Annotated in this window: 18 protein-coding genes and 1 pseudogene; 7 read left to right on the top strand and 12 right to left on the bottom strand. The window is 75.0% G+C overall.

Annotation, left to right across the window (positions count from 1 at the left end):
• Positions 1-239: 239 nt before the first annotated feature.
• On the top strand, positions 240-1,676 hold the full coding sequence (gene lnt / locus GQS52_RS01710; RefSeq protein ID WP_259370509.1) for an apolipoprotein N-acyltransferase: 1,437 nt from the start codon (positions 240-242) through the stop codon (positions 1,674-1,676).
• A 141-nt stretch (positions 1,677-1,817) separates the two neighbouring features.
• On the opposite strand, the gene GQS52_RS01715 is transcribed toward lnt, so the two are convergent.
• Positions 1,818-3,005, bottom strand: coding sequence for an FAD-dependent monooxygenase (locus GQS52_RS01715; RefSeq protein WP_182311334.1), 1,188 nt, complete (start codon positions 3,003-3,005; stop codon positions 1,818-1,820).
• Positions 3,006-3,075: 70 nt separating this feature from the next.
• Here GQS52_RS01715 and GQS52_RS01720 point away from each other — a divergent pair, with 70 nt between their 5' ends.
• Both GQS52_RS01720 and GQS52_RS01725 read left to right on the top strand, forming a co-directional pair.
• Complete coding sequence (locus GQS52_RS01720) at positions 3,076-3,768, top strand: TetR/AcrR family transcriptional regulator (protein WP_182311335.1); 693 nt, start codon at positions 3,076-3,078, stop codon at positions 3,766-3,768.
• A 41-nt stretch (positions 3,769-3,809) separates the two neighbouring features.
• On the top strand, positions 3,810-4,313 hold the full coding sequence (locus GQS52_RS01725; RefSeq protein WP_182311336.1) for a DinB family protein: 504 nt from the start codon (positions 3,810-3,812) through the stop codon (positions 4,311-4,313).
• 46 nt (positions 4,314-4,359) lie between these two features.
• Here GQS52_RS01725 and GQS52_RS01730 read toward each other — a convergent pair whose 3' ends face one another.
• Positions 4,360-5,322: a YafY family protein gene (locus GQS52_RS01730; RefSeq protein WP_182311337.1), complete on the bottom strand. Its 963-nt coding sequence runs from the start codon at positions 5,320-5,322 to the stop codon at positions 4,360-4,362.
• Positions 5,323-5,432: 110 nt separating this feature from the next.
• On the opposite strand from GQS52_RS01730, the gene GQS52_RS01735 reads away from it, so the two are divergent.
• Complete coding sequence (locus tag GQS52_RS01735) at positions 5,433-5,840, top strand: DUF3224 domain-containing protein (RefSeq protein ID WP_182311338.1); 408 nt, start codon at positions 5,433-5,435, stop codon at positions 5,838-5,840.
• Between the two features lie 129 nt (positions 5,841-5,969).
• Here the strand turns inward: GQS52_RS01735 and GQS52_RS01740 are convergent, their stop codons facing one another.
• The 10 genes and pseudogenes from GQS52_RS01740 to GQS52_RS01780 form a co-directional block, all read right to left on the bottom strand.
• The gene (locus GQS52_RS01740; protein WP_259370510.1) at positions 5,970-6,650 is read right to left on the bottom strand and encodes a uracil-DNA glycosylase; all 681 of its coding nucleotides are present in this window, start codon (positions 6,648-6,650) and stop codon (positions 5,970-5,972) included.
• 124 nt (positions 6,651-6,774) lie between these two features.
• Positions 6,775-7,530, bottom strand: coding sequence for an SDR family oxidoreductase (locus tag GQS52_RS01745; protein ID WP_182311340.1), 756 nt, complete (start codon positions 7,528-7,530; stop codon positions 6,775-6,777).
• Positions 7,531-7,550: 20 nt separating this feature from the next.
• Positions 7,551-8,312, bottom strand: coding sequence for a 3-oxoacyl-ACP reductase FabG (fabG, locus tag GQS52_RS01750; RefSeq protein WP_182311341.1), 762 nt, complete (start codon positions 8,310-8,312; stop codon positions 7,551-7,553).
• Between the two features lie 127 nt (positions 8,313-8,439).
• Positions 8,440-8,849 (bottom strand): annotated as a pseudogene (locus GQS52_RS01755) (DUF3037 domain-containing protein).
• Between the two features lie 128 nt (positions 8,850-8,977).
• Entirely contained in the window at positions 8,978-9,799 is an 822-nt protein-coding gene (locus GQS52_RS01760) for a HipA family kinase (protein WP_182311342.1), read from the bottom strand.
• A 215-nt stretch (positions 9,800-10,014) separates the two neighbouring features.
• Positions 10,015-14,751 (bottom strand): DNA-binding protein, encoded by a 4,737-nt coding sequence (locus GQS52_RS01765; RefSeq protein ID WP_346268212.1) that lies wholly within the window; start codon positions 14,749-14,751, stop codon positions 10,015-10,017.
• Positions 14,670-15,068 (bottom strand): hypothetical protein, encoded by a 399-nt coding sequence (locus GQS52_RS28320; protein ID WP_346268213.1) that lies wholly within the window; start codon positions 15,066-15,068, stop codon positions 14,670-14,672. Before GQS52_RS28320 ends, GQS52_RS01765 begins: the two co-directional genes overlap by 82 nt.
• A gap of 40 nt (positions 15,069-15,108) precedes the next feature.
• Positions 15,109-15,990 (bottom strand): DUF4132 domain-containing protein, encoded by an 882-nt coding sequence (locus GQS52_RS01770; RefSeq protein ID WP_182311343.1) that lies wholly within the window; start codon positions 15,988-15,990, stop codon positions 15,109-15,111.
• A 361-nt stretch (positions 15,991-16,351) separates the two neighbouring features.
• Positions 16,352-16,813, bottom strand: coding sequence for an NAD(P)H-dependent oxidoreductase (locus GQS52_RS01775; RefSeq protein WP_182311344.1), 462 nt, complete (start codon positions 16,811-16,813; stop codon positions 16,352-16,354).
• Positions 16,814-16,872: 59 nt separating this feature from the next.
• A complete protein-coding gene (locus GQS52_RS01780) occupies positions 16,873-17,865 on the bottom strand; it encodes a LysR family transcriptional regulator (protein WP_182311345.1) in 993 nt (330 codons plus the stop codon).
• 360 nt (positions 17,866-18,225) lie between these two features.
• Between GQS52_RS01780 and GQS52_RS01785 the strand changes: the two genes are divergently transcribed.
• The 3 genes from GQS52_RS01785 to GQS52_RS01795 all read left to right on the top strand — a co-directional run bounded on the left by GQS52_RS01785 (position 18,226) and on the right by GQS52_RS01795 (position 21,901).
• Entirely contained in the window at positions 18,226-18,741 is a 516-nt protein-coding gene (locus tag GQS52_RS01785; protein WP_182311346.1) for an ATP-binding protein, read from the top strand.
• Between the two features lie 109 nt (positions 18,742-18,850).
• On the top strand, positions 18,851-20,323 hold the full coding sequence (locus GQS52_RS01790) for an aminopeptidase P family protein (RefSeq protein ID WP_182311347.1): 1,473 nt from the start codon (positions 18,851-18,853) through the stop codon (positions 20,321-20,323).
• A 132-nt stretch (positions 20,324-20,455) separates the two neighbouring features.
• Positions 20,456-21,901, top strand: coding sequence for an aminopeptidase P family protein (locus GQS52_RS01795; protein WP_182311348.1), 1,446 nt, complete (start codon positions 20,456-20,458; stop codon positions 21,899-21,901).
• The last annotated feature ends 106 nt before the right edge of the window (positions 21,902-22,007 follow it).

A 22,007-nucleotide genomic window follows, 5' to 3' on the forward strand; every position in this document is an offset into this window, starting at 1 on the left:
GCGGACGGGCGGACGGGCGGACGGGCGGACGGCGGAGGAGGCGCGGGATGCGGGTGGCCACCGAGGACGGCAGCGGGACCGGGGGATCCGGCGGACCCGGCCCCGGCGAGCCCCGCCGTCTGCTCCCCCGCCCGTTCCGGAAACCCTCCCGAAGTCCCTCCCGAAGGCCCTCCCGCAAGAGCTCCCGGCCGCCCGGCGGTCCGGCCGGGGGCGGCGCCCGGCGCTGCGCGGCAGCCGTCGTGGCGGGCGCCCTGCCGGCGCTCGCCTTCCCCGCGCCGGCGCTGTGGTGGTGGGCCTGGTTCGCCCTGGTCCCGCTGCTGCTGCTGGTGCGTTCGGCCCCCACCGGCCGGCGGGCCGCGCTGACCGCGTGGCTGGGCGCGGTGGGGTTCATGGTGTCCGTGCACCACTGGCTGGCGCCGAGCCTGCACGTGTTCGTCGTGGTGCTGGCCGGGCTGCTCGCCCTGCTGTGGGTGCCGTGGGGATGGCTGGTGTGGCGGCTGCTGCACGGCGCGCCCCCGCCCGGGCGGGCCCTGGCCGCCGTCCTCCTGGTCCCCTCGGCCTGGTCGCTGGTGGAAACGGCCCGCTCCTGGGAGGGGCTGGGAGGCCCGTGGGCCCTGCTGGGGGCGAGCCAGTGGCAGGTCCCTCCCGCCCTGGTGCTGGCCTCGGTGGGCGGGGTGTGGCTGGTCGGTTTCCTCGTGGTGGCGGTCAACACCGCCCTCGCCGTGCTCGTCGCGGTCCCCGGGGCGCGCCGCCCGGCGCTGGCCGCGCTGGCGGGCACGGCGGTACTGGTCTGCGCGACGTGGGCGTGGGCGCCGCGCCCGGCGGAGACCGGCCGCACCGTGCGCGTGGCCGTGGTCCAGCCGGGGGTGATCGACGGGCCCGTGGCCCGGTTCGACCGGGGCGAGGAGCTGACCCGGGGCCTGGCCGGGCGCGGGGTCGACCTGGTGGTGTGGGGGGAGAGCAGCGTCGGTTTCGACCTGGCCTCCCGTCCCGACCTCGCCGCGCGACTGGCCCGTCTCTCCTCGGCGGTGGGGGCGGACGTCCTGGTCAACGTCGACGCCAGGCGGTCGGACCGGCCCGGGATCTTCAAGAGCTCGGTCCTGGTCGGCCCGGACGGACCCACCGGCGACCGGTACGACAAGATGCGGCTGGTGCCGTTCGGCGAGTACGTGCCTGCCCGCCCGCTGCTGGGCTGGGCCACCTCGGTGGGCAAGGCCGCGAAGGAGGACCGCCGCCGAGGGAAGGAGCCGGTGGTCATGGACTCCGGGGGACTGCGGATCGGCCCCCTGGTGTGCTTCGAGTCGGCCTTCCCCGACATGAGCCGGCACCTGGCGGCCTCCGGCGCGCAGGTCGTCGTCGTCCAGTCGGCGACCTCCACGTTCCAGAAGAGCTGGGCGCCGCAGCAGCACGCCACGCTCGGCGCGCTGCGGGCCGCCGAGACCTGGCGCCCGGTGGTGCACGCCACGCTCACCGGGGTGAGCGCGGCCTACGGCCCCGACGGCCGGCCGGTGGGGCCGCCCCTGGGCACGGACCGGTCGGCGGCAGCGGTGTACGAGGTGCCGCTCGCCTCCGGCACCAGCCCCTACGTCCGCTTCGGGAACTGGGTTCCCGTGCTGTCGGCCTGCGCGCTCGCGGCGGCGGGGGCCGTGGCCGCCCTGCGCCGCACCCGCCGGTGACCCGCACCGCCCGCCCGGCCGCCCCGCGCATCCCCGGGGCCCGGCCCGGGCGGTCCGGCAGGCCCTGCCGGCGCGGGGCAGCCGACCCCGTCGGCACTGGTGCAGCCGGTTGTTCCCCGCCGACGCCGACCACTCCTCCGGTCAGCGGGCCGCGGGAGGGCTCCAGTCGGCGATGCCGTCGAGGCCGCGCAGCGCCAGGTCCGGGGCGAGCCGGCCGGCCGCCGCGAACAATGCGGTGCGCGCGGCGACCGCGGGTGCCGAGCGCAGGGCGGTCAGCCGGGCGATGCGTTCGGAGCGCCGTACGACGGCGGTGGTGCGGGGCAGTCGCAGCGCGGTGTGGGCGGCCAGGGCCGCGTCGAGGTCGGTCTCCGCGTCGCCCGGCCCCACCAGGTGGGCCAGGACGACGGCGTCCTCGACCGCCTGGCACCCGCCCTGCCCCAGGTTGGGCGGCATGGCGTGGGCGGCGTCGCCGATCAGCACGGTGCGGCCCACGTGGTGGGCGGGCAGCGGCGCGGCAGCGGAGTGGACGTCGTGCCGCAGGACCGTTCCGGAGCCCATGGCGTCGATCAGGGCGGGGACGGGGTGGTGCCAGGAGCCGAAGAGGCGCCGCAGCGCGTCCCGTTCGTCGGGCTCGCTCCCGCCCTCGGGGACCGCGGCGGTGGCGTAGCAGTAGACGCGCCCGTCGGCGAGCGGAATGCTGCCCCACAGCCGGCCGCGCCCCCAGGTCTCGTGCGGTTCGAAGGGTTCGGCCGGCGGCTCGACCACGGCGCGCCAGCTGGTACTGCCGGTGTAGCGGGGGCCGGGGTGGCGGGGGAAGAGCTGCTGCCGGACGCCGGAGTGGATGCCGTCGGCGGCGACCACCAGGTCGGCCTCCAGCTCGCCGTCCGCGGTGCCGACGACGGCGGGTTCCGCGCCGCCGCCCGGCCGGACGGAGAGCGCCGGCACCCCGGTGCGCAGGGTTCCCGCGGGCAGCAGGCCGGTCAGCAGCGCGACCACGTCGGCGCGGTGCACGACGACGACCGGCCCGCCGAACCGCTCGGCCGCCGCGGCCTGCGAGGAGCGCGAGATCCAGCGGCCTCCGGGCAGCCGCAGTCCGGCGCTGCCGTGGAAGGAGGCCATGGCGCGCACCCGGTCCCCGGCCCGCCGGTCCCCGCCGAGGGTGTCCAGGCAGCGCTGCGCGTTGGGGGCCAGGGCGATGCCGGCGCCCACCGGCTCCAGGGCCGGGGCCCGTTCCAGGACGGTGGTGCGCCACCCGCGTTCGCACAGCGCGGCGGCCGCGGTGAGCCCCCCGATCCCGGCACCTACGACGACGGCACGGCGTGCGGCCATGGCAACCCCCTTTTCACTACACCTGTAGTGACAATGTACTACAGGTGTAGTGAGAAGGTAGGTTCTTCCCATGGCACCCGCCCGCGCCGACCTGCCCCGCACCGGTCCCTCCCCCCGCACCGGCCCGTCCCCCCGCGCCGCTCTCGTGGCCGACACCGCCCTGGCACTGATCGCCGAGCGCGGACTGCGCGGACTGACCCATCGCGCGGTCGACGAGGCCGCCGGCCTGCCCCAGGGCTCGACCTCCAACCACGCCCGCACCCGCGCCGCCCTCCTGGAGACCGCGCTGCGCCGCCTGGCCGACCTGGAGGCCCGGATGTTCTCCCCCCGGGACGCGCACCCGGCCCCCGACCCGACGACCCCCGACGGCCTGCACGCCTCGGCCGGCCTGCTGGCCGACGCCCTGCACCGGTCGATGACCGAGGGCCGGCAGCTGCTCCTGGCCCGGTTCGAACTGGCCCTGGAGGCCACCCGCCGCCCCGAGCTGCGCCGGGCGTACGACGACCTGGGCCGCGGGTTCCGGGACTCGCTGGAAGCGGTGCTGCGCGCCGCCGGCTCGCCGGACTCCGGGCGCCACGCCCGGTCGCTCGTCTCCTGGTTCGAGGGCGTGCTGTTCCACTTCACCGCGGGCTCCTCCTCGGCCCGGCCCCCGGACCGGGAGGAACTGCGCACCGGGGCGGCGGAGGTCCTGCGCGGCATGCTCCGGCAGGACGTGCGGGACGGGCAGGACGGGCCCGGCTCACCGGACGGGCCCACCGCTTAACCGGTGGCGGCGGCCCCCTGCGTCCGGAAGACTGACCGGCCATGACGACTGATCAGCGCATCGATCCGCCCTTCATCGCCGACGAACGCCCCATGCTGGAGAACTGGTTGGAGTACCACCGTCAGACCCTGGCGGTGAAGTGCGAGGGGCTGACGCCCGAACAGCTGCGGCTGCGCTCGGTCTCCCCCTCGTCCCTGAGCCTGCTGGGCCTGGTGCGGCACATGGCCGACGTGGAGCTCAACTGGTTCCGCAGGGTGCTGGGGGGCGAGGACGCCTCGCCCCTGTTCTGGAACGACGAGCACCCGGACGGCGACTTCGACCTGGTCGACGACGCCGAGGCGGACGAGGCGTTCGCCACCTGGAGCGCGGAGTGCGAGCGGGCCCGCGAGATCGCCGCGAAGCACTCGCTGGACGACACCGGCCTGCGGCGCGGGGAGCCCGTCTCGCTGCGCTGGATCTACATCCACATGATCGAGGAGTACGCCCGGCACAACGGCCACGCCGACCTGCTGCGCGAGCGGATCGACGGCGTCACCGGAGACTGAGGCCCCGGCGGGCCCGCTCCGGACCCCGCCCGTCCCGCCGCGGGCCTCACCCGTAGCGGGCGGCGAGCACCGCGACCGCGCCCGCCACCGCCTCCCGCAGTTCCGGCGGCCCCAGCACCTCCGCCTCCGCCCCCAGCCCCAGCAGGTCCCCCACCGCCACGGCGGGCTTCTCCACCTCCAGCTCCACCCGCACCCACCCCTGCGCGTCCGGCTCCCCGGCCCCGGCCGCCGCCCTCTCGCCGGCCTCGCCGAACTTCACCGGCAGCAGGCGCAGGGCGCCCGGGGACACCCGAAGCCGCGCCGTCCCCCGGAGCATCCGTGCCCGCAGCTCCTCGGCCGCCGCGTTCCAACTGGCGGCCAGGTCGAAGCCGGCCGGCCGGTCGAAGGTCCTCTCCAGCATCCGCGCGGACAGCACCCGCGAGACCCGGTAGGTGCGCACGGCCTCCCCTCCCCGGGCCACCAGGTACCAGTTCCCGGCCTTGAGCACCAGTCCGAGCGGATCCACCTCGCGGCGCGCCTCCCCCTTCCAGCTCCGGTAGTGCAGCTCCAGGGCGCGGTCCTGCCAGACCGCCTCCGCCACCGTCGCCAGGTGGGGCGCAGCGTCGGCGCGGCGGAACCAGGCGGACGCGTCGAGGTGGAAGCGCTCCTGGACGCGCAGTGCGCGCGAGCCGAGTTCCTCCGGCAGCGCGGCCAGCAGTTTGAGCCGCGCGGTGGCCATGCCCGCGCCGAGGCCGAGTTCGGCGGCGGCCGCGGGCATGCCGGCCAGGAACAGGGAGCCGGCCTCGTCGCGGGTCAGCCCGGTCAGCCGGGTGCGGTAGCCGTCCACGAGCCGGTAGCCGCCCTCCGGGCCCCGCTCGGCCAGGACCGGGATCCCCGCGGCGGCCAGGGCCTCGACGTCCCGGTAGACGGTGCGGACCGAGACCTCCAGTTCCCCGGCGAGGGCGGCGGCGGTCGTCCGGCCGCGGTTCTGGAGCAGCAGCAGGAGGGCGATCAGGCGGTCGGCGCGCATGGTCCGCATTCTGCTCCGCCGTACCTGACAGGGGGTGTCAGGTACGGCGGGAACCATGGTCCGGGCCGGGCCGCGGGGCCCGGCCCGGACCACGAGAGGGGCGCTGCACCATGACCGGGCAGACCGCCGGCAGCTTCAGCTTCGCCGATTGGAAGGAGGAGAACGTCGTCGCGGCCGAGGGCGGGGCCGGGATCGCCCGCGCCTCGGTCGTCAACGTCTACTCCGGGACGATCGAGGCACGGGGGGCCTGCGAGTACACGATCGTCTACCACCGCGAGGGCGGCACCGACGGGGTGTTCGCCGGCCACGAGCGCCTGTCCGGCAGCATCGCCGGGCGCAGCGGCTCCGTGGTGCTCGAGCACCGGGGCACCTTCGAGGGAGACACCGTGCACTGCACCGTGTCGGTGGTTCCGGGGACCGGCAGCGGGGAGCTGGCCGGCGTCACCGGCACCGGGGGGTTCACCGCCCGGCACGGCGAGGAGTCGATCCCCTACGCCTTCGAGCACTCCCTGGGCTGACGGCCCGCAGGGGCTGACGGCCCGCAGGGGCTGACGGTCTGCGGGGGCTTCCGGCTTCCGCGTCCGCCCGCTCCCTCGCCGCTCCCCGCCCGCGGCGGCCGTTCCCGGCCGCCGCGGGCACGGTCCGGCTCAGTCGGCCAGGTTCGGGATCCGCCAGTCGATCGGAGTGTGGCCCTGTGCCTCGATCGCCTCGTTGATCTGCGTGAAGGGCCGGCTGCCGAAGAAGCGCTTGGCGGACAGCGGCGAGGGGTGGGCGCCCTGGACGACGGCGTGCCGCTCGGTGTCGATCAGCGGCAGCTTCTTCTTGGCGTGGTTGCCCCACAGCACGAACACCGCCGGGTCCTCGCGGTCGCTGACCGCGCGGATCACCTCGTCGGTGAACCTCTCCCAACCCTTGCCCTTGTGGGAGTTGGCCTCGTGCGCCCGCACCGTCAGCACCGTGTTGAGGAGCAGGACGCCCTGCTTCGCCCACGGCATCAGGTAGCCGTTGTCCGGGATCGGCAGGCCCAGTTCCTCGTGCATCTCCTTGAAGATGTTGCGCAGCGACGGCGGGATCCGCACGCCCGGGCGCACCGAGAAGCACATGCCGTGGGCCTGGCCGTTGTCGTGGTACGGGTCCTGGCCGAGGATCACGACCTCGACGTCCTCGTACGGGGTGGCCTCCAGCGCGGAGAAGACCTCCCCCCGGGGCGGGAAGACCTCGTGCTCGGCGCGCTCCTTCTCCACGAACTCGGTGAGCTGCTTGAAGTACGGCTTCTCCAACTCCTCGCCGAGGACGGGCAGCCACGATTCGGGCAGGATGCTGGGCACGTCAGGGACCTCCGGGTGCATGTGCTGTGCGACACCGCAGAACCTACCGGGGGCCACCGACAACGCCCGAATCCGCAGGCAGGTGCTGCGGATCCGGGCGCAGGCGCGGGGTGCGGGGCCGGAATCAGCCCACGCCGGCGTGCAGGAAGATGCCGCCGTCGACCACCAGGGTCTGGCCGGTGATCCAGCCCGCCTGGTCGGAGAGGAGGAAGGCGGCTGCGCCGCCGATGTCCTCGGGCACGCCGAGCCGCTTCATCGGGTAGGCGGCGGCCGCCGCCTCCTCGTTGTCCTTGTACAGGGCCTCGGCGAACTTCGTCTTGACCACCGCCGGGGCGATGGCGTTGGCCCGCACCGACGGGGCGAGCTCGACGGCCAGCTGCTGCGTGAGGTTGATCATCGCGGCCTTGCTGACGCCGTACAGGCCGATGAAGGGCGAGGAGCTGATGCCGGCGATCGAGGCGATGTTCAGGATCGCCCCGCCGTTCTCCTTCTGCCAGGCCTTCCACGCCTTCTGGGCGAAGCCGAGGGCGGAGACGACGTTGGTCTCGAAGACCTTGCGCGCCACGTCCGGGCTCTGGTCGACGATGGGGGCGAAGACCGGGTTGGTGCCGGCGTTGTTGGCCAGGTAGTCCAGGCGGCCGAATGCCTCCAGGGTGCGGCCGATCGCCTCGTCCTGGTGGGCCTCGTCGTGCGCCTTGCCGGCCACGCCGATCACGCGGTCGGGGCCGAGGCGCTCGACGGCCTCCTTGAGGGAGTCCTCGTTGCGTCCGGTGATGCACACCCGGTCGCCGCGGGCGACCAGGGCCTCGGCTATGCCGTACCCGATGCCGCGGCTGGCGCCGGTGACGAGGGCGACGCGCCCGCTGTCCGTTGCAGTCATGATGGGGAGGTGTCCGTTTCTCAGTTGAGCGGGCCGCCGGCCACGTACAGGACCTGGCCGGAGACGAAGCCGGCCGCCTCGCCGGTGAAGAAGGCGATGGCGTTGGCGATGTCCTCGGGGCGTCCGACGCGCTGGACCGGGATCTGCGTGGCGGCCGCGGCCTGGAACTCCTCGAAGCCCATGCCGACGCGCGCCGCGGTGGCCGCGGTCATGTCGGTGGCGATGAAGCCGGGGGCGACGGCGTTGGCGGTGATGCCGAACTTGCCCAGCTCGATGGCGAGGGTCTTGGTGAAGCCCTGGAGGCCGGCCTTGGCGGCGGAGTAGTTGGCCTGGCCGCGGTTGCCCAGCGCGGAGCTGCTGGAGAGGTTGACGATCCGGCCGAACTTGGCGTCGACCATGTGCTTCTGCACGGCCTTGGTCATCAGGAACGCACCGCGCAGGTGGACGTTCATGACCGTGTCCCAGTCGGAGGCGCTCATCTTGAACAGCAGGTTGTCGCGGAGCACGCCGGCGTTGTTGACGAGGATCGTCGGGGCGCCGAGCTCGGCGGCGACCCGGGCGACGGCGGCCTCGACCTGCTCGGGGTCGGAGACGTCCGCGCCCACGGCGAGGGCCCGGCCCCCGGCCGCGGTGATCTTCTCGACGGTCTCCTTGCAGGCCGCCTCGTCGAGGTCGAGGACGGCGACGGCGTGGCCCTCTGCGGCCAGGCGCACGGCGGTGGCCGCGCCGATGCCTCGGGCCGCACCGGTGACGATCGCTGTGCGCTGCTCGGTGGTGGACATGGGACTCCTCGCCCTCTCGTGCTGCTCATGCGCCGTTCGTGAACATGAGCGACCGCTTAGTACGTCTGGATGCCGAAACCGTAGAATCCCGCTGATCGGGTGTCAACGCCATCGCCGCCGGTGTGGCTCACCGCACGAGCAGTTCCAGCAGCCGGCGGCCTCCGCCTCGGGGTCGGCGGTGAGCCCGGTGTGCACCGGCCCCGGCTGCACGACCGTGCTGCGCGGCGCGGTGAGCCAGCGGAAACGCCGCCCCGGGTCGTCGCCCGCGGCCTGCCCGGCCCGCTCCCCGCCCAGGCACACGCCCTCCACCGCGCACAGCGCCGCCCGGACCCCGGCCACGTCGACGGCCGGGTCCAGGGCCAGCAGCCGGGCCTCGTCCAGATGGGTGCGGGCGGTGACGAACGAACGGGCGCGGCAGTAGAGCAGCACCCCGGCGTTGATCATCTCGCCCCGCTCCACCCGCGGCACCACCCGCAGCAGCGCGTACTCGAAGACCTCCCGGCCCCCCTGCCGCCCCGCGGCACCTCCCGCGTCCACCCGCACCGTCTCCGCCCGCACCGTCTCCGCCCGCACCGTCCCGGCCCGCACCGTCCCGGCCCGCTCCGTCTCCGCCCGCTCCGCCGCGGCTCCCGCCGCCGGCGCCCGCCGTGCTCCCTGTCCCCCGCTCACCGGGCGGCCTTCCCTTCCACCCACACGCGCAGCCACTCCGGCGGCCGCGACCTGCTCTCCCGCCGCTCCCCCAGGACGATCCGCCCGCCGACCGAGGCCGCCCGCTCCTGAAGGACCTCGACATAGGCGCGGCGCACCGCGTCGGGGCCGTCGAACCCGGGCTCGTCGGCCAGCCACACGTCGGGGACGTCCGCGACCACCTCGGCCAGCAGGTCCCCGGTGACCTTCGGCGCCAGCTCCTGCTCCGCGGCGGCCAGGTCCGGGGAGAAGGGGGCCAGCGCGTGGTCGGAGGCGTCGTACGGCTTGGCCGAGGCGGAGTGCGCGGTCGGCCAGTTGTGGTGCCAGATCATGCTCGCGCCGTGGTCGATCAGCCACAGGTCGCCGTGCCACACCAGCATGTTGGGGTTGCGCCAGGAGCGGTCGACGTTGCCGATCAACGCGTCGAACCAGACGACCCGGCCCGCCAGGACCGGGTCGGCCCCGAAACCGGCCGGGTCGAAGCCGAGCGAGCCCGGCAGGTAGTCCATGCCCAGGTTCAGCCCCCCGCTGGCCCGCAGCAGGGCCTGCACCTCCTCGTCGGGCTCGCCCAGCCCGACCACCGGGTCCAGGTGGATGCCCACCAGCTCCGGCACCCGCAGGCCCAGGCGCTGCGCGAGGCGGCCGCAGACGACCTCGGCGACCAGGCTCTTGCGGCCCTGCCCGGCCCCGGTGAACTTCATGACGTAGGTGCCCAGGTCGTCGGCCTCGACGATCCCGGGCAGCGATCCGCCCTCGCGCAGAGGCGTCACATAGCGCGTGGCGGTGACTTCGGGAAGCATTTCCCCAGGCTATCCGGCCTCGCGGCCCTTCGGTCCACGGTCGGCTCCCCGCCTTCGTCGGCGGCCGGGGCGGGGCCGTGGTGCCGTACGCGGGCCGGCTGCGGCCGTGTGCGGGACGCCGGTTGCGGCCGTGTCCTCCGTTGCGGTCACGGGCCCGGGGAGGCCGTCGGGCGGGGGCGGCCGTACGCGACGGCCACCCCCGCCCTCGGCGGAGCTCAGCGACGGCGCTCGCGCGGTCGCGGCACCTCCATCTCCCTCGGCTGCGGTCCGTCCCCGTCCAGGACCCGCTGCCAGGCCTCGCGGTAGAGCTCGGCGACGGGGCGGAGGGGCGCCACGACGCCCAGGACGGGATCCCCGCCCTCGACCAGGTCGTACATCGGCAGTTTCCACTGCTCCAGCGGCAGATGGGGGTTGGGGAGCCGGGTCCAGCCGCCGGGCAGGAACAGCGAGCGTCCGGCCCTGGGGCGGCTGCCCTCGACGACGAGGCCACCGGCGGCGAGCTCGGCGCGGGCGGCCCGCAGTCTCGCCGTTCCGCCGCGCCGCTCGCCCCAGCCGGTCCAGCGGGCGGTGTTGCGGTCGGTGGGGTCCGGCATGGCGAGCAGCATCAGGTAGAGGACGGCGGCGTCCTCACCGGTGCCGTGCCGCCCGGCCACCTCTGTGACCAGGTCGGGCACGGACCGGGCGGGGTCCTGCGGCCACCAGAGGCCGTCCGCGTCGCGCCCGCCCGCCACCGGGTCCCCGGGGTCGGCGAGCAGTTCGGCGAACGTCCGGGCGTGGACCAGGCGCAGCGCCGTCTCCACGGCGTTCGGGCGTTCGCCGGCGGACACCGCCGTCAGGTGCGGGTCGGTTCCGGCCGCGTCCAGCAGCGCGGGCCGGACGGCGGGGAACGGGGGGAGGGTCCCGGTGCCCAGCACGACCGCGCCGTACCGCACGAAGCCGTCGCCGGTCTCCGTGGGGTCCCCGGCGGCCTTCCGGTACGCCTCCCAGTCGGTCGACTCGCGGTCGAGACCGATCAGCAGGCCGGGGTGGGCGAGCCGGTCGCGCAGCGCGCCCAGCACTCCGGGCAGGACGGCGCGGACCGGGTCGCCGGAGGGGAGACGGTGGGCGAGCCGGGCTGCCAGGGCCACCGAGCCCTTGAGGACGGCGCCGTCGAAGCCGGGTGCCTGCTCGACCGGTTCCAGGCAGCGATAACCGAACTTCCAGGTCAGGTCCGAGGTCAGCCCGGCCGCGGCGGCCGGGTCGAGGAAGACCCGCAGTGTCGCGGCCGGTGCCAGCCCCGGGGACGCCACGGAGAGGACCGCGTCGTGGAGGATCTCCTCGGGTAGGGGGGTGCGCCGGCCCAGCCGCTCGTTCCAGACCTCCGCGGCGCGGGCGGCGTCGGGACCGTGGGTCCACAGCCGGGACGGCTCGGCGGGAAGCAGGGCCGCCACGACGGCCTGCCGGGCGGCCGCGTCGAGGGACTTCAGCTCCTCCTTGGCCACCCGCGCGTCGGCCGGCTTCACCCCGATCGTCCTCAGCGTCGCGGAGGGCACCGCCTCCCGCTGGTCGTCGATCCTGGGCAGGCCCGCGACGACTAGCCGCGCCATGGTCGGGGTGACACCGGTGAGCCGCGCGAACTCCTCGGCGGCCGCCGGGAACCAGGGCGCCGGGCCGCGCTCGGCGAGCTCGGCGCGGAACCTCGCCACCCAGCCGGCCGGCCGTGCCGTCTCCGGCACGAACGGCCGCTCGGCGAGCAGCGTGGAGGGAGCGGGGGCCTCGAAGCGGCCGGACGGGTCGTGGAAGAGCGCTCCGCAGTGCTTGCCCGTGGGTTCGTCCACGTGCAAATCGGCGAGGAAGGAGTACGACCGGTGGGGGAAGACGAGGAAGGCGCCGCCGTCGAGGTTCAGCACGGTGTCGTCCGTGTACCCCTGCACCGCGTCGGGCCCCTCGAACAGGCTCGCGTCCAGCCGCAGCCGGACGCACCGCCAGTGGTCCGGGTTCAGGTCCGTGAGGTTCTGCGCGTCGCACTCCGCGAGGAACGCGTCCAGCGCCTGCCGGTGCTCCTCCACGACGGCTTCCGAGCCGGCCCGCAGGGCCAGTATCTCGGGCAGCACGGGCAGCGCCAGGAGGTCCAGGGACTCCAGCGACCACTGCTTCTCCAGCTCGGCGTGGGTCCGCTCTGCGGGAACCGACCGCCCCTCGCCCCGCATGGACCGGCCGATCAGGCCCGGCAGTTCGAAGAGCCGGTAGAAGCAGTCGTGGTACCTCCCCCCGGAGTCTCGCCCGGTCAGGCCGACGCCGTTCAGCGCCGCCTCGAGCAGGCTGTCGCCCGCCTTGGGCCGCGGCTCGTCCGGGACGGCGACGGCGGTCGCGGCGTCGAGCCGGGCGCGCACGGCGTCCAGGGTGCGCTGCTGCTCGGCGGCGAACCGCACCACCCCGGCGATGCCGGCGCGCAGCGCCTCGTGGCCGACCTGCGGCAGCAGGGTGCGCACCAGGGCGGGCACCTGCTCCGCGGGCCGCGCGGCCGGCTCCGTGCCCGGCCCGTCCTGGTTCCCGGTGTCCCGCGGCTCCTCCTCCACGGCCGCGGCCAGAAGCGCCGCCGCGGTGTCCTCGCCGATCCGGCGGAGCGCCGCGGAGCCCTCGGGGTCGCGGGTCCGGAGCAGGTGCCAGTAGCGCAGGGGCGGCATCAGCGGGGTGCCTGCGGTGAAGGCTCCCGAGCCGTGGTCGTCACGGACTTCGGCGACCACCGCGCCGGCCGGGTCGACCAGTTTGACGTTGCCGTGCTTCCAGGTCACCGCGAGGAGCCGGTCGGTGCCGGGGAACCTCAGGGCGTGGCGCGGGAGCTCTTCCGTGTCGTACGGCACGACGACCGAGCGTCCGGACAGGTCCTCGCCCCGCAGCGAGCCGTCGGGCAGCCTGACCACCCGCCAGCCGAGCACGCCGTCCACCGGACCGCACACCGGCCCCTCCGCGGCCGAGGGGGCGGGATGCAGCCAGGCGGTCTCCAGCCGGCTGCCCTCCGGCGCGCCGGCCAGGGCTCCGCCGATCCATTCGGGGGCTCCGGGTGCGCCAGTCGTGTCGCCGACCGGGTCGTAGGCCCGCCAGATCAGGGAATCGCCCTCGTGGTCCTGCACCCAGTACGACGTCCCGTCGCCCAGGACCTTCCGCCGCAGCGGGACGACGGTGTCCCCCCGGCGCAGCACGCCGTGGCCGGTGGTGCGGCCGCCGCCGGGCAGCGGAAGCGAGACCGGGGCCATGTCGCCGCCGCGTCCCAGGCGCCCGTCCACCGTGGTGACGCAGGAACCGAAGCGGTGGTCGACCGGTTTCGGCGGAGCGTCCGAGGTGTGGTGCCAGTAGCCCTGCATGCCGGACCGGTAGGACTGCCACCAGACGAACAACTCGCCGTCCACGTAGTGGCAGTCGACGCTGTTCCAGGATTCCCTGACGACTTCGGCCGGGAGGCGTGTCCTGTGGGTGAGGAGCGTGCCCTCTGCGCCGATCACCCGCATCTGTTCGCGGTCCAGGACGACGAGATGGGGCCAGGCCTCGGCGACGTGGATCTGCGTGGCCGCGTCGTGCGGTGCCATGGCCTCGATGGCCTCGTCCCAGGCGGGCCAGCCCAGCTCGTCGAGGATGCCGGTGCGCAGGGCACGGACGAGAGCGGGTGCGAGCCCGACGGACAGTGCCTCCCGGACCTCGTCCTCGGCGACCGCCAGTACCTCGCCCGGCAGGGAGGACAGCACTGTCAGCGCGCCGGGGACCCCGGGGAGTGCGCTGTCGAGGTGGCTCCGGCACACCTCACCCGCCCATGCCGCGAGCATCGGCCGCCCGCCGGGGGACCGGGCCAGTAGGACGAGGGTCCGCTTGTCCCGTTCCCAGGTCGGACAGCCTTCCTGGAACGCCTGCTGGAAGCGGCCGTCGGCCTCCAGCGCGACGAGATCACGCCGCTGCTCGGCGCAGGCCCATGCGTAGAGGCCGAGGCTCTGGCAGGGGTGGGGCCGGGCCACCGGTACGCCCAGGGACAGCAGCTGGTCGAGCAGGTTCACGTCACCGACCGGGGGAGGCAGCATGTCTCCGGCCGCTTCGAGTTCGGTGCGCAGCGCGCCGGCCATGCGGTCGACGAGCGGGTACAGCTCCGCCGGGGCGGTGCGGTTGCAGTCGGCTGCGCACAGTCCGCAGACTCTGCGCAGCCATCCGGCCGCACCGTCGGGGGCACGCTCCTCCGCGGGCAGCGTGACGTCGCACAGTCCGGCCGCGGCCCCCGTCTGCTCCAGCAGGTCGAACCACTGGCCCAGCTCCGCCGGTTCCCAGCCCGTGGGCAGCAGCCGCAGCAGGGTGCCCCGGACGGCGGGTTCCTGCCGGGCCAGCCGCAGGAGGGCCTGCCGGTGGGCCTTCCACCAGCCGGGCGGCGCCTCGACCGTGCCGGGCAGCGCCAGCATCTCGCGCAGGTAGGCCGTCTCCTCCGCCTGCGCGTTCTTGCCCGCGGCCGCCTTCGCCAGTCTGCGCAGGTCGCCGGCGCCGGGGCCGGACGGGGGCACTCCGTGCGCGGCCAGCCGGACGAAGAGCCCTCGCAGGTGCCGGAACGCCGTCGCGGCCGGGACCCGGGAGGACAGCCCCTTGGCGTAGCCGGAGAGGACCTTCGCCGGCACGGCGCCGGCGAGGGCGAACTCCAGGAAGACGGCGTCCGTGCGGGCCTCGTCGAACGGCAGCGCGTACGCCGTCTCGGCCTTGCGCGCGTTGACGAACATCAGGGACGCGTAGGACTGTTCACCGGCGGCCAGGAACACCCGGCCCGCCTGCTCGTAGAAGGTCGGCAGGAAGTGCGGTACGGAGCCCGCGAGCCGTTCACCGATCGACTCGTAGGCGGCGCGGGCCTTCTTCGGCCGGGATCTCACCGTCCGCGCGACCTCGTCCATCTCCTCGACGAGGGACATGGCCAGGTGGCCGTCCGCGGGTGACGGGCCAGGATCCACTCGGGGAAGCCGAGGGCCCGGTGCTGCCCGACCCCGACCTCCACCGGCTCGCCCTCGGGCACCAGGCCGAGGAAGCCGGATCGCGGGTCGCCCGTGCGGTCCTCCGCGATCAGGCGTACGACGATCCGCCCGTCCAGGCCCGGGTGACGGTAGGCCTGGGTGAACACGGGCACGGCCCGGTCCCCTCCCCCGGCGGTGCCCGGTGGCAGGACCGCGCCGGCCCGCAGCAGCTCCGCCACCTGCTCCGTCGCCCCGTCCGCCCCGTCGTGAGCCGCACCGTCGTGTGTCGCCCCGTCGTGTGTCGCCCCGTCGCTCATGCTCGCGTGCCTTTCGTGGGTGTGGGTTCCGCCGCGCCGTTCACCGGCCGCCGTCCTCGGTGACGGGGCGGCCGGCGTGCAGGGCCGCAGCCATGCGCATGCCTTCGGACCAGGCGACGGGGCCGACCTCGGTCAGCGGGAGCGGCCGCTGCTGTGCCTCGTCGATCCAGGTGAGGTCGCCGGTCCAGGCCCGTTCCTCGGGGTAGGGGGTGCTGAGGGCGACCGAGGCGGTGACCGTGCGCCCGGCCTCCCGGACCCGGTTCGTGACGCTCTTGCCGGAGGCCTTGTAACCGAGGGACGCGGCGCGGGAGGCGAGGTGGGACCACCAGCGGTACTCGGCGCCGGCGAATTCGCCGACCGAGTGGGCGGCCATGTCGATTCCGGCGGGCTTGTGCCAGGTGGTGCGGTGGATCTGCTCGACGCCCTGCACCACGCCCAGCCCGTCGGCGAGGAGGCGCAGCTTCTCCAGGTCCGGGAGGAGGACGGGGTGGGGGAGGGTGACCGTCCGGGGGGCCAGGCGGACGGTCCCGCCGTCCGGGTTCACCACATGCAGTTCGCCGGACTCGCCGACGTCGCGCAGGAAGCCGGCCCCGCCGGGGCCGTCACCGACCACCACGACGTCGCGCAGCGCCGCCCGCCACGCCTCGTCGGGCCAGACCCGGGCCAGCAGGCCGGTGGGCACCGGCAGCGAGGACACCATCCAGGTGGTGACCTGCGCCGCGCACTCCGAGGCGTGCCGGTCCAGCCACTCGGCGAACCGCTGGAGTTCGATCACTTCGGGACGGTCGCGTATCTCCGCGGGCAGGTTCGGCTCCTGTCCGCGTCCCTGCCCGGCCGGGGACTGCGCCGACGTCGGCCGGGCCACCACCCTGCCGTCCACCAGAGCGACTTCGTAGGTGTCGCCCGCTGCCAGCCAACCCATGGGGTCTTCGCCTCTCCCACCGTTCGGAAACGGCACAGGCCGTCCGGGCGACCCGGACCGGGCCGCCCCGCTGTGACGTTGATCGAAAGACTAGGGACACCCACCGACAGTCCTGCTCACCGCGGTCCGCCGCGCACACGAGGACGGCGGGCCCCGCTCCGGCAACGCGGAGGCGTACGGACGGGGCAACGGCTGGAAGCCGCCCGACCGGCACCTCGCGCCGGTCCGCGGCACGGTGACGACCGCATCGAAGTTCGGCCCTGCCGGGCGTTCGGCCGCAACTCGGGACCGGGGCACGTCCGCGTGGACGCTCCGGGTCGGGCAAAGGCCCCACGCGCAGGCTCCGGCCGCCGGTCGGTACTCAGCCGGCCGGGTCCGTCAGGGACGCGGCCACCGTGGCCCCCAGCTCCCAGCACGCCTCCAGGTCCGCCCTGCCCGGTTCCCCGGTGACCGTCACCGGCTCGGCCACGCGGCGCCAGCCGAGGCCGGTGGTGACGGCGTCGATGCCGCGCAGCGCGCCGGTGACGTCGTTGCCGCCGTGCACGAAGCAGCCGAAGGGCCGGCCGCGGGTGGAGTCCAGGCAGGGGTAGTAGACCTGGTCGAAGAAGTGCTTCAGCGCCCCGGACATGTAGCCGAGGTTCGCCGGGGTGCCCAGCAGGTACCCGTCGGCCTCCAGGACGTCGCTCGCGGTGGCGGCGAGGGCCGCCCGCCGCACCACGTGCACCCCTTCGATCCCGGGCGCGGTCGCGCCGGAGACGACGGACTCGAACATCGCCCGGCAGTTGGGCGAGGGGGTGTGATGCACGATCAGCAGGGTGGCCACACCCGTACCCTGCCCGCCCGCGCCCGACCGCGCAAACCCCGGGCGGCCGCGGGCCCCGGTCAGCCCGGTCCCGGGGGCACCGTTCCGAACTCGCCCGGCGGGCGGGCGGTCGTGAAGGCGCGGGCCGCCCACCTCTGGAGGTGCGGGGCGCGGGCCAGCAGGTCGCGGTGGGCGCGGGCGGCGTGGTGGTGCAGGACCTCGACCACGGGCGCCCCGACGGCCTCCCGGCGCCAGACGAGCAGGTACCGCTGCCAGAGGGGGTCCCCGGCCAGCGGCTTGACCAGGACCCCTTCGGCGGGGCGCACGGTGGGCTGGACGGCGGTCACCCCGAGGCCCTTGGCGATCATCGACTGCAGCTGGTCGAGCACGTGGAACTCGTGCGTGCGGGCGGGCAGGAATCCCGCGGCCCGGCAGGCGTCGTAGAAGGCGCCGGGCCACCCCGCCCCGTCGTCGGAGGTGACGAACCAGGTCTCCTCGGACAGCTCCTCCAGCGGGACCTCGGCGCGGTGTGCCAGCGGGTGGCCGGCCCCCAGCGCCACGAAGACCGGGACGGTGCTGAGGGCGCGGTGCGCCAGGGCGGAGGAGTGCCGCACCGGAAGCCCGGGGTAGTCGACGCCCAGCGCGGCGTCGAGTTCACCGGCCTCCAGGAGCGCGAGGAGTTCGCCGGTGGCGTACACGCTGCAGACGGAGACCTCGAGGTCCGGGCAGGCCCGGCCGAGGGCGTCCAGCAGCGCAGGCACCACCGGTGTGTTGGTGACGCCGAGCCGGAGCGGGCCGGCCGCCGCGGCCGGGCGGCCCGTGCTCCCCCGCCCGAGTGCGTCGGCACGGGCCAGGATGTCGCGGGCCTGGCTGACGACCTGCGCCCCGTAGGCGGTCAGCTCCATGCCCGTGCCGCTGCGCACGAACAGCCCGTCGCCGAGCAGCCGCTCGATCCGGCGCAGCTGCGTGCTCATCGCGGGCTGGGTGAACCCCAGTGCGGCCGCCGCCCGTCCGACGCTCCCGAAGTCGGCGATCGCGCACACCACTCGCAGGTGGCGCAGCTCCAGTTCCATCCCCACACCTCGCTGGGCGGCAGAAACGGCACTCATTATGCGCGCGGTCCGGCGGGCACGGCACTCGGCGGTACCGGCCGCCGGAGCCGGCCGCCGGAGCCGTACGTCCCGTCGGCCCGGCCGGTGCCGCCGCGTGTTATGCCCGGCCCGCTCGTTCTCCTATGCCCCGACCCGTTGTCCCGGAGGAGCCGGCCGTGGAAATCTCCACTTCGCGGCCCGTTCCGCCGAGGTGGAGCGGGTCCGCTCCCTGCGACCCCGGCATCCCCGTGGCGCGTCGCCCGCCGCAAGGGGTGATCGTGCGCCGCATTGGCCGTGGCGTCCGGTGAACGCCGAAACGCCTCGTCACCGAGGAGGGACACCATGCCTCACACCCGGGTCGGCTTCACCGTCGAAGCGACGGCGGCCGCGGTTCGCAGCGCCCGTCACCGTGTCTCCGCGGCGGTGAGGTCGTGGGGCGTGCCGTGCGACGGCGACATGTTCCCCCGTCTGGAACTGGTGGTTTCGGAACTGCTCACCAACGGCCTTCTGCACGCGGACGGTCCCATGACCGTCGAGGTGGCCCTGGAGCAGGGTCTCCTCGTCGTCGGAGTCCTCGACGGCAGCCCGGCGTTACCGCAGCCCCGTGAGGCGGAGGCCGGCGACGAGCGCGGGCGCGGCCTCGCCCTCGTCGATGCCCTCTGCCTGCTCCGGGGTGCTGAACCCACCGCGTCCGGAAAGCGCTGCTGGGCGGTTCTTCCCGTGGCGGCGGCACCCGGTCCGGCCGACGGCGGTTCGCCGGGCGGCGCCCAGGACGACGGCGTCCCGGTGGATTCCGCGCGCTGGTCGGTGACCCCCGCCGGGACGAGGCTGCTGTCGATCCTGTTCCCGGCACCGTGACGCCGCGGTTCCCGGGGACGTGACGCGGACCGTGCGCACCGGTCCGCGCGAGACGGTCCGTACGGGGCGGCCCGTGCGAGAAGAGCGCAATGCGCAAGGAGGTACGTCCATGACCGATTCGACCCAGGAGGCGGCGGTGACCGCGGAGGCGGACGAGAACAGGCAGCGGAAGAACGGCCTGTACGGGCGGGTGAGTGCCGAGCTCGCCGAGAACATGAAGCGGGGCTGGGCGGACACCGAGCGCCGCGGCCTCGAACCGGTCGCGCAGGCGGAGTACGCCGCGCGCCGCCGGGAGGCGCTGTCCGCCCGCTTCCCCGGGGAGCTGCTGGTGGTCCCGGCCGGCAACGCGAAGGTCCGCGCCAACGACACGAACTACCCCTTCCGGCCCTCCTCGGACTACGTCTACCTGACCGGTGACCAGTCCCAGGACGCCGTGCTCGTCCTGGAGCCCGCCGGGCACGACGGGCGCGACGGGCACCGGGCGACCCTCTACCTGCTCCCGCGGTCCGACCGCGAGAACGGCGAGTTCTGGCTCGACTACCACGGCGAGCTCTGGGACGGCCGCCGCAACAGCCTCGAGGAGAACGAGCAGCTCCTGGGCCTGCCCTGCCGCGACGTGCGCACGCTCGCCGACCGGCTCGCCGCGGCCGCCGGCCCGGTCCGCCTGCTGCGCGGCCACGACGCAGGCGTCGACGCCGCCCTCGCCGGGACGGCGACGGCCGGGCACGACGACGAGTTCCGCTCGTTCCTCTCCGGGATGCGCCTGGTCAAGGACGAGTTCGAGATCGCCGACCTGCGCTTCGCCTGCGAGGCCACCGTGCGCGGCTTCGAGGACGTCGTCCGCACCCTGGGCACCGACACGCCGACGCCCGAGCGCCTCGTGGAGGGCACGTTCTTCACCCGCGCACGGATCGAGGGCAACGACGTCGGCTACGCGTCGATCTGCGCGGCGGGGCCCCACGCCACGACCCTGCACTGGGTCCGCAACGACGGCGAGGCCCGCCCCGGCGACCTCCTGCTGCTCGACGCCGGCGTGGAGACCCGCAACCTCTACACCGCCGACGTCACCCGCACCCTGCCCGTCGACGGCCGCTTCACCCCGGTCCAGCGCAGGGTCTACGAGGCGGTGCACGCGGCGCAGGAGGCCGGCATCGCCGCGGTCAAGCCGGGCGCCGCGTACCGGGACTTCCACGACGCCGCCCAGCGGGTCCTGGCCGAGCACCTGGCCGCCTGGGGCCTGTTCGGGGACCGTTCGGCGGACGAGGCCTGGGAGCTCGGGCTGCAGCGCCGCTGGAGCCTGGCCGGCACCGGCCACATGCTCGGCCTGGACGTCCACGACTGCGCGAAGGCCCGGACCGGGATGTACGTGGACGGAACGCTGGAGGCGGGCATGGTGCTCACCGTCGAGCCGGGCCTCTACTTCCAGTCCGACGACCTGACCGTCCCGGAGGAGTACCGCGGGATCGGCGTGCGGATCGAGGACGACCTCCTGGTCACCGAGGAGGGCAACGAGAACCTCTCGGCCGGCCTGCCGCGGACCGCGGACGAGGTGGAGGCCTGGATGACCCGGCTGCGCGGCTGACGTCTTCTCGCCGGTCCCGCCCCGCGGGACGGGACCGGCCAGGGGCCGGCCGCACCACGAGGTGCGGCCGACTGCGGTGCACCGCGGTCCGCGCCGGGGCGCGGCCGACCACGACACTCAGGGAGTCATGCGATGGAAGAACAGGGCGGCCCGCGCGGTGCGGGCGAGGACGACCGCGACGCACCGGCCGCGGAGGCCGGCCCCTTCCGGGGCGGGTGGGCGGACACGGGCCCGAGGCTGCCGCCCGTGCCGGGGGCGGCGTGGGCGGCCGGGCGGCGCTCGGCGTTGTCCGAACGGTTCCCCGGCGAGCGGATCGTCGTCCCGTCCGGCGGGCTGAAGGTCAGGAGCAACGACTTCGACTACGCGTTCCGGCCGCACTCCGCGTTCGTCCATCTCACCGCCGAGCAGGGGACGCAGGCCGTCCCCGACTCCGTCCTCGTCCTCGAACCCACCGGGACCGGGCACGCGGCGACCCTGTTCACCCGGCCGCGGTCGCCGCGCGACGGCGGCCCGAACGGTGCGGAGTTCCACAGCGACCGGCAGCACGGCGAGTTCTGGACCGGCCGGCGCCGCACGCTCGCCGAGACCGCGGACGCCCTGGGCGTCGAGGCCGCCGCGCGCGACGACCTGGAAAGGGCCCTCGGCGGGAACGTCCCGACCCGGGTCCTGCGGGGCGAGGACGCGCACGTCGACGCGCTGGTGCCGCCCTCGCCCCGGGCCGACGCCGAACTGCTCTCCTTCCTGTCGGAGTTGCGGCTGGTCAAGGACGAGTGGGAGATCGACCAGCTGCGCGCGGCCGTGGACTGCACGGTCGCCGGGTTCCACGACGTCGTCGGCGAACTGCCCCGTGCCACGCGCCTCGCGCGGGGAGAGCGGTGGATCGAGGGCACCTTCAACCGGCGTGCCCGGCTGGGCGGTTACGGCCTGGGCTTCGAGACCATCGCGGCGGCCGGGGCGCACGCCTGCGTCCTGCACTGGACGCGCAACGACGGCCCGGTCCGGGAGGGAGACCTGCTCCTGCTGGACGCGGGCGTCGAGGCCGACTCCTTCTACACCGGGGACGTCACCCGGACACTGCCGGTCGGCGGACGCTTCGGCGACGTCCAACGGCGCGTCTACGACCTGGTGTTCGCCGCCCAGTCGGCGGGGATCGCCGCGCTGCGCCCCGGCGCCCGGTACGGCGGCTTCCACGACGCCGCGATGCGCGTAATCGCCGAGGGCCTCGACGCCTGGGGCCTGCGGCCGCACGGCAGCACGGCCTCGACCCCCGTGTCCGAGCTGTACCGCCGGTACACCGTGTGCGGAACGGGCCACATGCTCGGTCTGGACTGCCACGACTGCGCCGGTGCCCGCCGCGAGACCTACCTGGACGGTGTGCTCGAGGCCGGACACGTCCTCACCGTCGAGCCCGGCCTGTACTTCCAGCCCGACGACCTGACGGTGCCCGAGGAACTGCGCGGCATCGGGGTGCGGATCGAGGACGACTTCGTCGTCACGGCCGACGGGGCCGTGTGCCTGTCGTCGGGCCTGCCGCGCAGCGCTGACGACGTGGAGGCGTGGATGGCGTCCCTGCGCTGAACCCGTCCGGTGCGCGGGCACAGCCCGCGGAACACGCCCGGTCCGTACCCGGTCCGTACCGAGCGCCCTCCCGGAGGCACTGGGGCGCCGCCGGACCTTTAAGCAA

This window comes from Streptomyces sp. SCUT-3 (assembly GCF_014083985.1).
GTDB classification, from domain to species: domain Bacteria; phylum Actinomycetota; class Actinomycetes; order Streptomycetales; family Streptomycetaceae; genus Streptomyces_H; species Streptomyces_H thermolineatus.

Excerpts from the sequence above, each read along its gene's own strand:
- GQS52_RS01795 (WP_182311348.1), top strand. The coding sequence starts at position 20,456 with ATGGAAGAACAGGGCGGCCCGCGCGGTGCGGGCGAGGACGACCGCGAC.
- fabG (WP_182311341.1), bottom strand. The coding sequence starts at position 8,312 with ATGTCCACCACCGAGCAGCGCACAGCGATCGTCACCGGTGCGGCCCGA.
- GQS52_RS01715 (WP_182311334.1), bottom strand. The coding sequence starts at position 3,005 with ATGGCCGCACGCCGTGCCGTCGTCGTAGGTGCCGGGATCGGGGGGCTC.
- GQS52_RS01790 (WP_182311347.1), top strand. The coding sequence starts at position 18,851 with ATGACCGATTCGACCCAGGAGGCGGCGGTGACCGCGGAGGCGGACGAG.
- GQS52_RS01745 (WP_182311340.1), bottom strand. The coding sequence starts at position 7,530 with ATGACTGCAACGGACAGCGGGCGCGTCGCCCTCGTCACCGGCGCCAGC.
- GQS52_RS01735 (WP_182311338.1), top strand. The coding sequence starts at position 5,433 with ATGACCGGGCAGACCGCCGGCAGCTTCAGCTTCGCCGATTGGAAGGAG.
- GQS52_RS01760 (WP_182311342.1), bottom strand. The coding sequence starts at position 9,799 with ATGCTTCCCGAAGTCACCGCCACGCGCTATGTGACGCCTCTGCGCGAG.
- GQS52_RS01730 (WP_182311337.1), bottom strand. The coding sequence starts at position 5,322 with ATGCGCGCCGACCGCCTGATCGCCCTCCTGCTGCTGCTCCAGAACCGC.
- GQS52_RS01785 (WP_182311346.1), top strand. The coding sequence starts at position 18,226 with ATGCCTCACACCCGGGTCGGCTTCACCGTCGAAGCGACGGCGGCCGCG.
- GQS52_RS28320 (WP_346268213.1), bottom strand. The coding sequence starts at position 15,068 with ATGAGCGACGGGGCGACACACGACGGGGCGACACACGACGGTGCGGCT.
- GQS52_RS01780 (WP_182311345.1), bottom strand. The coding sequence starts at position 17,865 with ATGGAACTGGAGCTGCGCCACCTGCGAGTGGTGTGCGCGATCGCCGAC.
- GQS52_RS01770 (WP_182311343.1), bottom strand. The coding sequence starts at position 15,990 with ATGGGTTGGCTGGCAGCGGGCGACACCTACGAAGTCGCTCTGGTGGAC.
- GQS52_RS01725 (WP_182311336.1), top strand. The coding sequence starts at position 3,810 with ATGACGACTGATCAGCGCATCGATCCGCCCTTCATCGCCGACGAACGC.
- GQS52_RS01720 (WP_182311335.1), top strand. The coding sequence starts at position 3,076 with ATGGCACCCGCCCGCGCCGACCTGCCCCGCACCGGTCCCTCCCCCCGC.